This is a genomic window from Pseudomonas sp. SDO5522_S412 (assembly GCF_054071215.1).
This window is the reverse complement of record NZ_JBSVWQ010000145.1, coordinates 1-14,862: the sequence shown is the minus strand read 5'-3', so window position 1 is coordinate 14,862 and position 14,862 is coordinate 1. Positions and strand designations below refer to the sequence as shown.

At 62.3% G+C, this 14,862-nt stretch carries 12 protein-coding genes; 9 read left to right on the top strand and 3 right to left on the bottom strand.

The features are described from left to right. Positions 1–89: 89 nt before the first annotated feature. On the bottom strand, positions 90–1,019 hold the full coding sequence (locus ACW9I6_RS23170) for a LysR substrate-binding domain-containing protein (protein ID WP_032899060.1): 930 nt from the start codon (positions 1,017–1,019) through the stop codon (positions 90–92). Between the two features lie 280 nt (positions 1,020–1,299). On the opposite strand from ACW9I6_RS23170, the gene ACW9I6_RS23165 reads away from it, so the two are divergent. Continuing rightward, a complete protein-coding gene (locus ACW9I6_RS23165) occupies positions 1,300–2,532 on the top strand; it encodes an MFS transporter (protein ID WP_177021269.1) in 1,233 nt (410 codons plus the stop codon). Here the strand turns inward: ACW9I6_RS23165 and ACW9I6_RS23160 are convergent. Next, positions 2,470–3,384: a LysR family transcriptional regulator gene (locus tag ACW9I6_RS23160; RefSeq protein WP_134326764.1), complete on the bottom strand. Its 915-nt coding sequence runs from the start codon at positions 3,382–3,384 to the stop codon at positions 2,470–2,472. The genes ACW9I6_RS23165 and ACW9I6_RS23160 overlap by 63 nt on opposite strands. A 114-nt stretch (positions 3,385–3,498) precedes the next feature. Between ACW9I6_RS23160 and ACW9I6_RS23155 the strand changes: the two genes are divergently transcribed. From ACW9I6_RS23155 to ACW9I6_RS23120, 8 genes are all read left to right on the top strand, one after another. Further along, positions 3,499–4,380, top strand: coding sequence for a HalD/BesD family halogenase (locus ACW9I6_RS23155; protein ID WP_008432881.1), 882 nt, complete (start codon positions 3,499–3,501; stop codon positions 4,378–4,380). Positions 4,381–4,430: 50 nt separating this feature from the next. Continuing rightward, complete coding sequence (locus ACW9I6_RS23150) at positions 4,431–5,657, top strand: M24 family metallopeptidase (RefSeq protein WP_177117656.1); 1,227 nt, start codon at positions 4,431–4,433, stop codon at positions 5,655–5,657. Between the two features lie 389 nt (positions 5,658–6,046). After that, complete coding sequence (locus ACW9I6_RS23145; protein ID WP_457339882.1) at positions 6,047–7,672, top strand: ABC transporter substrate-binding protein; 1,626 nt, start codon at positions 6,047–6,049, stop codon at positions 7,670–7,672. A gap of 68 nt (positions 7,673–7,740) precedes the next feature. After that, the gene (locus ACW9I6_RS23140; protein ID WP_102369228.1) at positions 7,741–8,694 is read left to right on the top strand and encodes an ABC transporter permease; all 954 of its coding nucleotides are present in this window, start codon (positions 7,741–7,743) and stop codon (positions 8,692–8,694) included. Continuing rightward, positions 8,691–9,527, top strand: a complete 837-nt coding sequence (locus tag ACW9I6_RS23135; protein ID WP_003218574.1) for an ABC transporter permease — start codon at positions 8,691–8,693, stop codon at positions 9,525–9,527. The genes ACW9I6_RS23140 and ACW9I6_RS23135 overlap by 4 nt, the downstream gene beginning before the upstream one ends. 2 nt (positions 9,528–9,529) lie before the next feature. Next, positions 9,530–11,167, top strand: a complete 1,638-nt coding sequence (locus ACW9I6_RS23130) for a dipeptide ABC transporter ATP-binding protein (RefSeq protein ID WP_457339881.1) — start codon at positions 9,530–9,532, stop codon at positions 11,165–11,167. Positions 11,168–11,251: 84 nt separating this feature from the next. After that, positions 11,252–12,421, top strand: coding sequence for a hypothetical protein (locus tag ACW9I6_RS23125; RefSeq protein ID WP_457339880.1), 1,170 nt, complete (start codon positions 11,252–11,254; stop codon positions 12,419–12,421). A gap of 143 nt (positions 12,422–12,564) precedes the next feature. Beyond that, complete coding sequence (locus tag ACW9I6_RS23120) at positions 12,565–13,440, top strand: LysR substrate-binding domain-containing protein (protein WP_008432889.1); 876 nt, start codon at positions 12,565–12,567, stop codon at positions 13,438–13,440. Here the strand turns inward: ACW9I6_RS23120 and ACW9I6_RS23115 are convergent. Then, positions 13,387–14,760 (bottom strand): MFS transporter, encoded by a 1,374-nt coding sequence (locus ACW9I6_RS23115; protein ID WP_177021276.1) that lies wholly within the window; start codon positions 14,758–14,760, stop codon positions 13,387–13,389. The genes ACW9I6_RS23120 and ACW9I6_RS23115 overlap by 54 nt on opposite strands. Positions 14,761–14,862: the final 102 nt, after the last annotated feature.

Sequence of the window (14,862 nt, the reverse complement as noted above, 5' to 3'; positions counted from 1 at the left end):
GTTACTTTTGGGGCGTTTGCCAAAAGTGACCCGCTGTAAGAGCGGAACCATAGGTCGCCGTTACCTAAATAACGGATATGTACACCGAATCAAACAGCCGCCAAAGAAGGCTCCAACTGCCGCTGAGCCAACCAAATCTCCTCCTGCAACCACTGCGCAAACACCTGCAACTGCGGCGTATCCGTCTGCTCCGGTCGGGTCACCAGCCAATACGACTGATGCCCCTCCACATGCACATTCAGCACCTGCGTCAACTGCCCACTGGCCAACTCCGAAGCGACCATATGCCAATCCGCAATGGTAATCCCCAACCCATCGATCGCCGCCCGAATCGCCAAATCCAGCAGGTCAAACTCATACCCCCCCTCGATATCAACCCCACTGATCCGCGCCGCATCCAGCCAATGCTTCCACGTCAGATACCGCTGATCCTCCCGCGCCAGCACATGCAGCAACGTCATGCGATTCAGATCAATCCCGTCACTCCACTCCCGGGCATACAACGACGGCGCACACACCGCGATATGCCGCTCCTGAATCAACAACGAGCTGTCCAACCCATCCCATTCCCCATCGCCAAACCGAATCGCACAATCCAGCGTACTGGTCTCCGCCAGGCTGTCCTGCAACCGCGTGGTAATGCTCAGCTCCAACTCCGGATGCTGCTCGCGCAAGCGCCCCAACCGCGGCATCAACCAACGATTGGTAAACGTCGGCGGCGCATTGATGTGCAACCGATTGGCATGGGACTTCTGCTGGATACTGCGCACCGTCAGCTCGATCTTGTCGAACGACTGATGCAACGCCCGCAGCAATACCCGCCCGGCACTGGTCAATTCCAGGTGATGGTGACGACGCTCCAGCAGGGCCTCGCCCAACTGTTCTTCAAGCTGGCGCACCTGGCGGCTGACCGCACTCTGCGTGACGTTCAACAGCTCGGCGGCCCGGGTAAAACTGCCGGTACTGCCGGCGACTTCGAAAGCTTTGAGGGCGTTGAGACCGGGCATTTTGCGTTTCATGGACGACACTCGGGAGCACAGGGGAAATAACCTGCACAACATACCTTTTTGTATTGGGTCAGCGGTAGCACCCCAGCCTGACAAACAATTAATCGTCACAAACGCTGAAAGTGTCGTTTATCGCTACAGACCGTCGCTCACGAATAAATAGCCTGCGTATAACGCATGCACACTAAGACAATTAAGCATTGGTCGTCGCCAGGCTATAAACGCTAGTCTGCCGATGTACTTCCTGTAACTTCGCCCCTCTCTTTCGCGATTAACTTATCGAGTCATCGCCATGTCCAACGCACCCGTTTCATCCCGGCGAAGTATTGGCTTGCTGGCATTGGTGTTTACCGCCTGCAACGCCACCACCCACGGTTTCAGTGTGTTCCTGTATTCGGCGCTGTTGCCGCAGATCCGCCTGGCCTTTGAGCTCAGTTACAGCCAGGCCGCGTTGATTGCCGCGCTGTTGCAGCTGTTCTACATGGGTGCCTCGATTGCCAGCGGCCTGGCAGCGGCGTGGATCAGCCCGCGCAATATGGTGCGCCTGACCATCGTCCTCAGCCCCGCCCTGCTGGCCCTGGCCGTCGCCACGCCGTGGGTGCTGCCGTTTGCCCTGTGCCTGGCACTGGTGTCGGCGTGCGCGGTGTCGAACTGGAACGCGATTTCGGCCCTCGCTCAAGAGGTGATCCCGACTACACATCGCAGCCGGGTGCTGGGGCTGGCGTCCTCGGGCTCAGCCTTTGCGCTGTGCTTGAACGGGCTGTTGATCGCGCTGTTGCAGGGGTTGTCGTTGCGCCAGTTCTGGCTGATCTGCGCCGGGTTGACGCTGGTTGTCACGCTGTTGACCCTGTGGGCACTGGCCCCGATCAAGCAACCGGCACCACGCGAGACCATGGCGCCGGCGCTGAATCAAGTGCTGCGCCAATGGCTGAAGTTGTGCGTGGCACAACCGGTGGCAATGCAGATCGTCTTGCTCAGCGCGTTTATCGGCGCCATCAGCGGGCCGTTTCTGAATTTCCTGTCGGCGTTCGTCAGCGAGCAGCTACAGGCCAGCGCCTCCGTCACCGGCTCGATGTGGACGCTGATCGGGATCGGCGGTGTGATCGGCGGCTTGCTGCTGGGCACGCTGGCAGATCGTTGGGGAGCGTTGCGGGTGATGGCCCTGAGTATCGGCGCGTTTGGTCTGAGCATGCTCGGCTTGCTCGGGCACCCGAGCCTGGTACTGAGCTGGCTGGCGGCAGGGCTGTTCGCGCTGTTCTATTTCCCGTGTTGGGGCTTGATGGCCGCCTACGTCGGTGCCCGGCTCAGCCCGGTGCACAGCCTGCAAGTGGTGAGCCTGAGCATGGTCAGCTACGGCCTGGCGAGTGCCACCGGCAATGCCTTGTGCGGCTGGCTGCTGCAAGTCACTGGCGAATTTGCGGTGGTGCACGGCTGGATCGCGGCCTGGGTGTTGGCCAGCCTGTTATTGCTCAAGCGCATGGCCCAGCGACACACCCGCGAAGCGCTGGCCGCCCAGATGCCCTGAGTGGCCCAGTTGCCGGCGCAGAATCTCCACCAGGGCATCCACTTCCGGCACCTGGCAACCGGCTGAACGCCAGAACATCAGGCGCGCCGGGGCAATCGGCGGGAAGCCCTGGCGCTCGTCCAGAATCTGCCAGTCGGGTGGTACCAGGCGGCGCGCCATCACGCCCACCGACAAGCCCTGCTCGATCGCAATCGCAATGCCGCGAGGGCTTTGGCTGGTGTAAACCACCTGCCACGAGCGCCCGGACTGGGCCAGCGCCTGCACGGCGTTCGCACGGAACGCGCAGCCTTCGGCGTACACCGCCAACGGCACCGACTGACGCCCCACGCAACTCCAGCTGGGCGCCGCGACCCACACCAACGGCTCGTCGCACAGGTATTCCCCGCTGTGCAAACCTGCGTGTTCCACCCCCAGCACCAGGTCCAGCTCGCCCCGTTGCAGGCGCCCCACCAGGGCCGTCGACATCTCGCAGCACACATCGGGCCGTACCTGGGAGAACTGCGCCTGGAAGTCCTTGAGCATCCCGCCCAGGCAGTACTCGGCGTAGTCCTCGGGCATGCCGAGGTGGATACACACCTGTTGATTGGGCAATTGCGCGGCGCTGACGGCCTCGCTGTGCAGCTTGAGGATCTGCCGGGCGTAGATCAAAAAGGTTTCGCCACCGGGGGTCAGGCCCACCGAGCGGCTGGTACGGCGGATCAGTGGCGTGCCGACGATGTCTTCCAGGCGTTGCAGGCTCTGGCTGACGGTGGATTGGGTCTTGTGCAGGCGCTCGGCGGCCGCCGAAAACCCCTGGCACTCGATAATTGCCACGAACACTTTAAGCAGGGTGCCATCCAGTTCGCCCGACATAACTATCGCCCTCGCCGATGGATTCGATCACAACTTGTAATTTCCACTTTGCACCTCGTTCAGCAACTATCGGGTCAGCCAAAAAACACCAACTGATAGTTCCGGGAGTCTTGCATGAGCCTTCAACTTGCTGACGCTGAAGTGGGCGATATCAGCGACATTATTAATACCGAGCTGTATCCCATACATGATTCGGGCCATGTTCAATTACAGGCCCTGATCGAACACGCCCGGGCCGAACTGGCCGAAGACGGTTGCTGCCTGCTGAAGAACTTCCTGCGCCCCGCGGCGCTTGAGCAGGCGCGCCTGGAAGGTTTGGCGCTGTCGGGCAAGACGTTTTATTCGGTGCGCAAGGTCAACGCCTACTTCACCGAGGACGACACCTCCCTGCCCCACGATGACCCGCGCCGCACGTTCATGGAGCGCACCAGCGGCTTTGTGACCCGCGACATGATCGCCCCGGACGCGATCATCCACCGGCTGTACGTGTCGCCGATGATGAAACGCTTTATCGGTGCCTGCCTGAATGAGCCGGAAATCTTCGAGTACGCCGACCCGTTCGCCGGGCTGGTGATCAACGTGATGCCGGACGGCACCGAGCAGCCCTGGCACTTCGATACCAACGAATTCATCGTCAGCATGATGACCCAGAAGCCCGAGGCCGGCGGCCTGTTCGAGTACGCGCCGATGATTCGCTCGCGCACCCAGGAGAACCTCGGCGCCGTGGGCAAGGTGGTGCGTGGCGAGGACCGTTCGCGGGTGCAGGAACTGGAGCTGAATCCCGGCGATTTGCAGATATTCAAAGGGCGTTTTTCGGTGCACCGGGTGACCCGCGTGGAAGGCGCCACCGAGCGCAACACGGCGATCTTCGCCTACTCCGAAAAGCCCGGAATCATTGGCCGTGCCCAGCGCACCAAGCAGCTTTACGGACGCCTGTCCGAAGCCCATCTGCAAGCCGAACGCAACCTGGTCCGCAGCGACCAGTTGCTCGACTGATTCACACCTAAGAAACCTTGAAACCGTATTTGCCCTGCGAGGAACACCCCATGAGTCTGTCCGGCCCCAACCGCAACCCCGCTGACTGCGAACCTACCCATGACGAGATCCAGCAGATCCAGCTGGACCGCCTGCAACGGGTGCGCAACGAACTGAAAAAACGCGACTACGCCGCCTGCGTAGTGTTCGACCCTACCCACATGCGCTACGCCACCGGCTCGCGCAACATGCAGGTGTACTCGGCGCGCAACCCGGCCCGCTATGCGTTTATCCCGGCAGAAGGCCCGGTGGTGGTGTTCGAGTTCGGCGGCTGCCTGCACCTGGCCGAAACCCTCAACACCGTCGATGAAGTGCGCCCGGCCAAAGCCATCTCCTATTACTTCTGCGAAAGTTTCCTGGGCAATGTCACCGCCGACTGGGCCGCGGAAATCGATGAGCTGGTGCGCAAATGCGGCGGCGGCAAACGCATCGCCATTGAAAGCGCCACCTCCGCTGCGGCCTTCGAACTGCAAAAGCTCGGCTATCAGATATTTGATGCCCAGGAACCGCTGGAACGTGCGCGCTGCATCAAGGTGCCGAACGAACTCAAGATGATCCGCGCCAGCCTGCGTGCCACTGAAGCCGGGGTGCGCCTGATGGAAAGCAAACTCACCCCCGGCATCAGCGAGAACGAGCTGTGGTCGCACCTGCACCAGCACGTGATCGCCACCGACGGTGATTACGTCGAGACCCGCCTGCTGTCCTCCGGCCCACGCACCAACCCGTGGTTCCAGGAGTGCAGCACCCGGCCCATCGAAGCCGGCGACCTGGTAGCGCTGGACACTGACGTGGTCGGGCGTTTCGGCTACTACGCCGACTTCTCGCGGACCTTCCTGTGCGGTGAACAAGCCGCCACCGCCAAGCAGCAGGAGCTGTACAAACTGGCCTACGAGCAAGTGCAGACCAACATGGAAATGCTCAAGGCCGGGCGCAGTTTCAAGGAGTACGCGGAACTGGCCTGGAAGATTCCCGAGCATTACAAAAACAACCGTTACTTCGCCCTGGTGCACGGGGTTGGCATGACTGGTGAATACCCCTACGTGGTGCATCGCGAAGATATTGATGCCCTGGGCTACGACGGCGTGTTCGAAGCCGGCATGACCATCTGCGTTGAAAGCTACATCGGCCACGACGACGGCGGCGAAGGGGTCAAGCTCGAAGAGCAGATCTACATCCACGAACACGGCATCGAGTTGCTCTCCGACTACCCGTTCGACCCGCGCTTGTTGAGGTACTGATCGTTCCCACGCTGTGCGTGGGAATGCATCCCGTGACGCTCTGCGTCACCGTTTCGCAGAGGGGACGCGGAACGTCCGGGGCGGCATTCCCACGCAGAGCGTGGGAACGATCGGTCGGTGGGGAGCGATATGTAACATGCGTTTATAGAACGTTCCAACGCAGAATTTGTCGTTTGTCGATCTTTGCGCAAATGACAAAACTGCGGGCATCTCTAATAAAAACAACATGAGAGCTGCCCTATGTCCTGTCCCATTGCCACCCTCCCGACTTCGTTGCGCCTTGTTCTTCTGCCGGCTTCACAGCGGTCAGGGTCACGCCTTCGCGGCGCTTGCCATTGACCCTTGCGGTTCAACAAAAAAACGCATATTCGCAAGTACCGGAGAGGCTTATGAAAGAATTGACTACCCTGGACGGCGCCGCGCCGCATCCAGCCGTAAATGATCTGTGTGCCCAAGTGCAAAGCGGCGAAATCAACCGCCGCCAATTCCTGCGCACGGCCGCGCTGCTGGGCATCACCGTCGCCAGTGCCAGCACCTTTCTCGGTTCCGCACTGCTGGGCAATGACGCCCAGGCCGCCGAGCCACGCCAGGGCGGCAGCCTGCGGTTTGCCTGCGCGATCCAGGAAATCCAGGACCCGATGCTGATCACCTGGATCGAAGCCTCGAACCTGCTGCGCAACTCGGTGGAATACCTGACCTGGGTCGACGCCGACAACATCACCCACCCTTACCTCGCCGAGAGCTGGAGCCCGTCGGAAGACCTCGCTACCTGGACCTTCAACCTGCGCCAGAACGTGAAGTGGAGCAACGGCGACACCTTCAACGTCGACGACGTGCAGCACAATATCGAACGCTGGATCGCCGCCGATTCCAAGTCGGTGAACCGCACCGCGTTCCAGGACATCAAGGCCTTCGAAAAAGTCAGCGAGTTCCAGTTCCGCCTGGTGCTCAAGCGGCCGATCCTGGCGATCCCGGAGATGCTCAACGCCTTCACCTGCGCCATCGTGCACCGCAGCTTCAAGGCCGGTGACGACTGGGCGAAAAACCCGCTGGGCACCGGGCCGTTCAAGCTGGTTTCATTCGCCGTGAACAAGCAGGCGACCTTCGCCAAGCGCGCCGATTACTGGGGCAAACCAGCCAACCTTGACGAGTTGCGCTACATCGACATGGGCACCGACGTGTCCACCCACCTCGCCGCCCTGCAAGCCGGGCAAGTCGACGTGCTGTACCGCGTGACGGTGGCTGAGCTGGACCTGGCCAAGCGCTTGCCCGGGGCCCAGTTGCTGACCTGCAAGTCGGCGCAAACCGTGGTGATGCGCATGGCCTGCGACCAGAAGCCGTTCACCGACCTGCGCATCCGCAAGGCGGTGGTGCTGTGCGCCGACAACGCGCAGATGCTGAAGATCGCCTATCGCGGCATGGGCACCCTCGGCGAAGACCATCATGTGGCGCCTTCCCACCCCGAATATTTCCCGCTGCCCAAGCGCAACCGCGACGTGTCGGCGGCCAAGAAGCTGCTGGCCGAAGCCGGCTTCCCCAACGGCATCGACATTGACCTGATCGTCGGCAACACCCAGGGCCGCTATGAACAGGACTGCGCGCAGATCCTGCAACAGAACTGCCTGGAAGCCGGGATCCGCATCAACCTCAAAGTGATCCCTGCTGCACAGTACTGGCCGATCTGGGACAAGGCCGCCTTCAGCCTGACCTACTGGGCCCACCGCCCGCTGGGCGTAATGTCCCTGGAACTGGCCTACCGTGGCGGTGGTGCCTGGAACGAAAGCCATTACAGCGACCCGGCGTTCGATGCCGCGCTGGACAAGGCCATGGGCATCATCGACCCGAAACAGCGCGCCGTGGCGATGGAAGATGTCGAACGCATCCTGCAGGACGCCTGCGTGATCGTGCAGCCGTTCTGGGGCGACAAGTTCACCGCCGTGAGCAAAAAGGTCCAGGGCTTCCAGGTGCACCCTTCCGACTTCTACCCGATGGACAGTGTGTGGATGAGCGCTTGATTTAGCGCACGCCCTCCTCCCTGCCCGCACACGGGCAGGCATCCCTTGAACAGTCGGAGCATGCACCCATGGCTCATTTTCTGATGCGCAAGTTATTGGCGCTGGTGGCGACCCTGCTGTCGGTGTCATTGATCGTGTTCCTGGCCCTGGAACTGAATATCGAAGACGTGGCGATCAACGTCCTCGGCCCCTACTCCGCCGCCGACCAGCGCGCCGCGTGGCTGGTGGAACATGGCTATAACCAACCCTTTGTGTGGCGCTACCTGGTGTGGCTCAAGGACTTTGTCAGCGGCGACTGGGGCACCTCGGTGTACTTTCGCGAATCAGTGATCAAGCTGCTGCTGCCGAACCTTGCGCAAACCCTGACCCTGGCCGGCCTGGCCTTGCTGGTGATGGTGCCGGTGGCGTTGACCCTCGGCGTTCTGGCCGGGATTCGCCAGGGCTCGGCGCTGGACCGCCTGGTGTCGTTCCTGTCGATCGTCACCACCTCGATTCCCGACTTCGCCAGCGCGGTGTTCGTCTCCGCGATCTTTGTGTTCTGGCTTAACTGGCTGCCCGGTGTGAGCAGCATGAGCGAGGGCTTCAGCGTCGTGCAATTGGTGCTGCCACTGATGGTGCTGTGCCTGTTCGGCATCGGTTACCTGGCGCGCATCACCCGGGCCTCGATGGTAGAAGTGATGCAGGCGCCGTACATCCGCACGGCGCGGCTCAAGGGGGCGTCGACCTCACGCATTGTGCTGCGGCATGCCCTGCGCAATGTGCTGATCGCGCCGGTCACGGTGATCATGCTGTACATCCCGTGGCTGCTGTCGAACGTGATCGTGGTGGAGGTGTTCTTCGCCTACAAGGGCTTCGGCTCGCTGCTGTACACCGCCTCGCTGAACCATGACGTGTACCTGATCGAAGCCTGCGCGATGGTCAGTGCCGTGGTGGTGGGCATCACCAAGATTTTCTCGGACCTGGCCTACACCTGGCTCAACCCGCGCATCACCCTGCGCAGCCTCGGCGGAGGTGCCCAATGAACCTGCTGCACTCGTTCAAACATCCCTTGGCATTGCTCGGCCTGCTGCTGGTGGGCGGCTGGGTGGTGATCGCGCTGTTCGCACCGTGGATCGCGCCCCATGATCCGCTGGAAAGCTTCACGCCCTTACTGACGCCAATGACCGTCGGCGACAACGGCCAGAGCTTCCTGCTGGGCACCGATATGATTGGCCGCGACATTCTCTCGCGGCTGATCTGGGGCACCCGTACCGTGCTGTTCTGGTCGATCCTCGCCACGCTCACCGCGTTTGCCGTGGGCATCGCCATGGGCCTGTGCGCCGGCTACTTCAACGGCTGGGTCGACAGCGTGCTGTCGTATGTGGCCGACACGGTGCTGTCGTTCCCGGTGCTGGTGCTGTACATCGTGATCATCATCGCCCTCGGTGCTTCGGCGCTGAATATCCTGATTGCGGTGACCTTCACCAGCGCGCCGGCGATCTTCCGGATCATGCGCGCCCTGACCATCGATATTCGCTCGCGAGACTACGTGCTCAGCGCCATCACCCAGGGCGAGGGCTCGCTGCGGATCATGCTGGTGGAAATCCTGCCCAACTGCGGCGGGCCGCTGATTGTCGATTTCTGCCTGCGCATCGGCTACACCGCGATCATGATCGGCGCCCTCGGCTTCCTGGGCCTCGGGCTGCCGCCGCCCACACCGGACTGGGGCGGCATGATCAATGACGGCCGCGCCATGGCCATCGCCTTCCCGCACCTGGTGATCTTCCCGTGCATCGCCATCTCCACCCTGATGCTGGGCCTGAGCCTGTTGGCGGACGGCCTGGATGAACACGCCCAGAAAGGCGCAAGGAGTTGAGCATGAACCACACGCAAGTACTGCGGGTGCAGAACCTGTCCATCGAATTGCCCGCCGGCGCCGACCGCAGCCACGCGGTGCAAGGCATCAGCCTGGAAGTGCGCAAGGGCGAAATCCTCTGCGTGATCGGCGAGTCCGGCTCCGGCAAGTCCGTGCTGTCGGCGGCGATCATGGGCGACTATGCCAAGGGTTTGCGGCATACCGAAGGCGTGATCGACTTCCTCGGCGATGACATTTGCACCCTCGACGAGGAGCGTTTGCGCCAGCTGCGGGGCAACCGTATCGCGATGATTTTCCAGGAGCCCATGGCGGCGCTGAACCCGGCGATTCGCATCGGCAAGCAAGTGGAAGAGATCTTCGATATTCACGCACCGCAGATGCCTGGCGCTGAACGCCGCGAGCGCATGCTGGCGCTGCTGGAGTCGACGCAACTGCCGGACCCGCCACGCATCGCCAACAGCTTTCCCCACCAGTTATCCGGTGGCCAATGCCAGCGGGTGGTGATTGCCATGGCCTTGGCAATGAATCCGGATTTGCTGATCGCCGACGAGCCCACCACGGCGCTGGACGTGACCACCCAGGCGCAGGTGCTGAAGCTGGTGCGCGAGCTGCGCGGCCGCGGGCAACACGGCATTCTGTTTATCACCCATGACTTCGGCGTGGTGGCGCAGATTGCCGACCGTATCGCGGTGATGGAAGGCGGCCGGCTGGTGGAAATCGGCGAGCGCGACCAGGTGCTGAATGCCCCGGCCCACGCCTACACCCGCAAGCTGATTGCGGCCGTGCCGGCGCTGCACCCGGAGCTGCACAAGCCGAGTGCCGACGGCGAGCTGGCATTGCGCATCGAGCACCTGACCAAGACCTACACCGTCGGCGGCAGCTCGGTGGCGGCCTTGCGCAATGTCTCGCTGCAACTGCCACGGGGCAAGACCCTGGCGATTGTCGGCGAGTCCGGTTCGGGCAAAAGCACGTTGGTGAAAGCCGCGATCCGCCTGGTGGACAGCGACAGCGGCCACGTATGGGTCGGTGACACCGACTTCCTGGCCCTGCGCGGCTCGGCGCTGGCGGCGAATCGTCGGCGCATCCAGATGATTTTCCAGGACCCGTATGGCTCGCTCAATCCTCGGCACCGGGTGGGCGACATCATCGCCCGCGCCGCGCAATTGCGCGGGTTGTCGGCCAAGGATGCGTGGGCTGAAGCCGGAGATTTGCTGGAACAGGTGGGCCTCAAGCGCGACGCCCTCAAGCGCAAGCCCCGGCAGTTCTCCGGCGGCCAGCGCCAGCGCATCGGCATTGCCCGCGCCCTGGCGATGCGCCCGGAAGTGTTGATCGCCGATGAGAGCGTGTCGGCCCTGGATGTCTCGGTGCAGAAACAGGTGCTGGAACTGCTGGCCGAACTGCAGCAGCGGCTGAACCTGAGCATCCTGTTCATCACCCACGACCTGCGGGTGGCGGCGCAGATCAGCGACTACATCGCGGTGATGCGCCAGGGCGAAGTCGTGGAATACGGCACTGCCGAGCAAGTGTTGCTGCGACCTCAGAACACTTACACCCAGACCTTGCTGGCCGCCGCCCCCGGCGCCTCGGAGCTGCCCGCCGCCGGCCCGCCGCTGCGGCTGATTCGCCCGCAAGCGTACTGAGTCAACCCTTTACCCCGCGTCGCAGCGTTCGTTGCGGCAAGGGGCTGCTGTTGCCAAAAAATAACCAATAACGAGAGCAAAACCATGCGACCAACCTTCCGTTACATCGCTCTGGTCCCTGTGCTTGGCGCCCTTGCGGCACCGGCCATGGCCATTCAAGTCACCGACAACCTCGACCTCGGCGGCGCCGTGCGCGCCCGTTGGGACTACGACCCGGATCGCGGCATCCAGAAGTTCGGCCTGGATACCGCGTTCCTCAGCGCCAAGTACAACTCCGACACCTGGATCGGCGAAGCGCAGTACCGTTTCTACGGGCGCTCCTACCCGTACCAGTACACCAAGAACTACGGCGATATCCAGTTCGCCAAGTTCGCCTGGGTGGGCTACAAGTTCAACCCCGACCAGCAGGTGCAAGTGGGCCTGAACACCGTGCCGTTTGGCTTGCAGCCGTACTTCGGCAGCACCTTCTACGAAACCCTGGGCAACGTGATCGGCCTGGAAGATGTGCAGCAGGTGGGCGCCAAGTACATCCAGCAAAGCGGCGACTGGAACATCCAGGCCGGTTACTACCTGCGCCCGGCGTGGCAAGGCAAAGGCACGAGCAAGGGCGTGACCTATTCCAGCGTGATCTCCGAGGCCGACAGCTACGTGGGTGACGGCAGCAACAACCAGGAACGCAATACCGTGGTGGTGCGGGTGGCCAAGGCCATGGACCTGGGCGGGTGGAAATCGGAAGTCGGGCTGTCCGGCCTGACCTCCACCCTGGAGAACAAGGACACCAACGACGATGGCCGACGCAACGCGGTGGCGATCCACTACCTGGGCAAGAACGGCCCGTGGGGCGTGCAATTGCAGGCGGCACGGCAGCAGATGTCGCCGCGCAACCCGGGCACCGACAGCGTGGTGACCCTGGGCGGGTATGACGGCACGTTCAACGTGGCCAGCCGCGGCAATCTGTATGTGGCGGACTTGAGCTACGACGTGGGCGGCAAGTACCTGTTTGACCAGGTCAGCGGCGTTAAGCTGTATGCCAACTACAGTGCGTTTGACAAGTCCGAGGATCAGTTCAAGACCTCGCAGCGGGTGATCCTGGGCACGTCGTTTTCGGTGAGTAAACTGTGGGTGGCCACGGAGTGGTTGATCGGCAAGAACGATCCGTATATTGGTGGGAGCAGCTATACCGAGAGCTTGGGAGCTGGGGGGAGTAACCAGTGGGAGAATCAGTTGTATATGAACATTGGCTACTACTTCTAAAATAGGCGGCGTCTTCACTGACGCCTTCGTGAGCAAGCCCGCTCCCACATTTTGACCGCGGCGCCGATCAAATGTGGGAGCGGGCTTGCTCGCGAAGAGGCCGCCAAAAACACCATAAAAACAACAGGTGTGGAATCCATTTCATGCGCCAACTGCCCTCCCTCAACATGCTCCGTGTCTTCGAAGAAGTCGCCCGCCACCGCAGCTTCAGCCAGGCCGCCGTGGGCCTCAACGTCACCCAGGGCGCCGTCAGCCGCCAGATCAAACAACTGGAAGACTACCTCGGCGTCGCCCTCTTCATCCGCACCCCCCAGGGCCTGTCCCTGACCGAAGCCGGCTTCGCCCTCTCCCCGCACCTGAGCGACGCCTTCGACCATATCGAGCGCGCCCTGCACGCCGTGCGCGTGCCCAACCTGCGCCAGCGCCTGCGTATCGTCGCCCCGCCCACCTGGGCCACCCGCTGGCTGTCCGCCCACCTGCGCCGGTTTTGCGAGCGTTACCCGGACATCAACCTCAGCGTCACCCACCAGAACACCCATGCGAGCCTGGCGGAAATCGACTGCCAAGTCCGCTTCGGCCTGGAAGCGGCCACGCAGTGCAGCAGTGAACTGTTGGTGATGGAACGCCACATCGCCGTCGCCAGCCCGGAACTGTTCAGCGACGGTCAGCCGCCCGACCTGCGGCGCTTTCCGCTGCTGCACATCCTGCACGATGGTAAGCGCTTGAAGGTTTGGGAGAACTGGCTGGCGGCCATGGGCCGGGAAGATATCGATGCAGGCCAGGGCCTGGAATTCAGCACCCTGGACCAGGTGATCCACACCGCCCTGGCCGGCGGTGGGCTCGCGGTGATCGACCGGCAGATGATCGAGCGCGAACTGGCGAATGGCAGCCTGCTGCCGATCACCCCGGTGGAGGTGATCGGCCCGTATGGCTATTGGCTGGATGTGGCAAGTGACAAGCAGGGTTTATCCAAGGTTCGGTTGTTTACGCAGTGGTTGAACCGGGTGAGCAATCCCTGACACCGCAGGCTCGGCCTTGCACGCCTGGCTCAAGGTCAACGCCTTGGTTTCCGGCGCCCAGGCCCAGGAGATGATCGCCCCCAGCACCAGGATAGCGGCGAGGATGCCCATGGTCGGGCTCAGGCCGATCCCCGCTACGCTCACCGGCAACAGGAAGGTACTCACCGCCGAACCCAGGCGGCTGACGGCTGTGGCAAGGCCGATGCCGCTGGCCCGCACTTCGGTCGGGAAGCTCTCCGCCGGGAATACGCCCACCAGGTTGCTCACCGCCGACAGCACCAGGGTGAACACGCCGAACGTCAGCACCATCAACCACGCCATGCTGCCCGGCAATACCGCCAGCAGGAACAGCGCCGCCGCCAGGATGATGAACGAGTTGATCAGAAAGCCCCGCCGGGAGAATTTCACGGTGCACCAGATGCCGATCAAGGCGCCGATGATCAGCAGCAGGTTGAGCATCAGCTCGGTGCCAAAACCTTCGGCCAGGCCCATCTTCTGCAGGATCGACGGCAGGAAGGTGTAGATGGCGAAGTACGGCATCACGATGCACACGAAGAACAGGCAGTTGAACGCGGTGCGCTTGCGGTATTCACGGCTGAACAGCACGCCGTAGCCGGAACGGGTTTGCGTCGACGGCTCTTCATCGAGTACCACGTGTTCGCCGAGGTGTTTCTTGACGATGGCTCGGGCCTCGGCAATCCGGCCCTGGTTGATCAGCCAGCGCGGTGATTCGGGCGTGCCGATGCGCGCGATCAGGATCAGCCCGGCAGGGATCGCCGACGATGCGAGCATCCAGCGCCAGGCATCATCGCCGAGGCTGAGCATGGCGGTGCCGACAAAGGTCGCGGCCACGTAACCAACCGTCCACACCACGCTGAAGGAGCCCAGCAGAACCCCGCGATGTTTCCTGGGCGAGAACTCGGCAAGCATCGCGTGGCCGACGCTGAAGTCGCCGCCCAGGCCGATACCGATCAACACCCGGCAGAGGAACAGGCCCATGGCGGTTTCAGCGTAGAACTGCATCACCGAGGCAACGGTGATCAGGACGAAGCTGACCAGGAAGATTTTCTGCCGGCCGAGGGTGTCGGAGATCCAGCCAAAGAACAGGCTGCCCATAAACAAGCCGATCAGGGCCGAGGCGCCGATCAGGCCTTGCCAGAAGGCGTCCAGTTGCATTTGTGGGCTGAGCAAGGTGAAGGCAATGCCGATCAGGCCGAGGATGTAGCCGTCGGTGAAGTGGGCGCCGAAGGTCAGGCCGGCGATTTTAAGGTGAAAGCGACCGATGGGCAGGTCGTCGATTTTGATGGGTTGGGTGGACATGGTGTTCTCCATATTTTTGTTCTTGACGGAGTAACAGCGGGCAAGCCCATTTCCCTGTGGGAGCGGGCTTGCTCGCGAAGGACTCACAGCCGCCACTAATCC

Excerpts from the sequence above, each read along its gene's own strand:
- ACW9I6_RS23165 (WP_177021269.1), top strand. The coding sequence starts at position 1,300 with ATGTCCAACGCACCCGTTTCATCCCGGCGAAGTATTGGCTTGCTGGCA.
- ACW9I6_RS23120 (WP_008432889.1), top strand. The coding sequence starts at position 12,565 with ATGCGCCAACTGCCCTCCCTCAACATGCTCCGTGTCTTCGAAGAAGTC.
- ACW9I6_RS23140 (WP_102369228.1), top strand. The coding sequence starts at position 7,741 with ATGGCTCATTTTCTGATGCGCAAGTTATTGGCGCTGGTGGCGACCCTG.
- ACW9I6_RS23155 (WP_008432881.1), top strand. The coding sequence starts at position 3,499 with ATGAGCCTTCAACTTGCTGACGCTGAAGTGGGCGATATCAGCGACATT.
- ACW9I6_RS23125 (WP_457339880.1), top strand. The coding sequence starts at position 11,252 with ATGCGACCAACCTTCCGTTACATCGCTCTGGTCCCTGTGCTTGGCGCC.
- ACW9I6_RS23170 (WP_032899060.1), bottom strand. The coding sequence starts at position 1,019 with ATGAAACGCAAAATGCCCGGTCTCAACGCCCTCAAAGCTTTCGAAGTC.
- ACW9I6_RS23160 (WP_134326764.1), bottom strand. The coding sequence starts at position 3,384 with ATGTCGGGCGAACTGGATGGCACCCTGCTTAAAGTGTTCGTGGCAATT.
- ACW9I6_RS23150 (WP_177117656.1), top strand. The coding sequence starts at position 4,431 with ATGAGTCTGTCCGGCCCCAACCGCAACCCCGCTGACTGCGAACCTACC.
- ACW9I6_RS23130 (WP_457339881.1), top strand. The coding sequence starts at position 9,530 with ATGAACCACACGCAAGTACTGCGGGTGCAGAACCTGTCCATCGAATTG.
- ACW9I6_RS23135 (WP_003218574.1), top strand. The coding sequence starts at position 8,691 with ATGAACCTGCTGCACTCGTTCAAACATCCCTTGGCATTGCTCGGCCTG.
- ACW9I6_RS23145 (WP_457339882.1), top strand. The coding sequence starts at position 6,047 with ATGAAAGAATTGACTACCCTGGACGGCGCCGCGCCGCATCCAGCCGTA.
- ACW9I6_RS23115 (WP_177021276.1), bottom strand. The coding sequence starts at position 14,760 with ATGTCCACCCAACCCATCAAAATCGACGACCTGCCCATCGGTCGCTTT.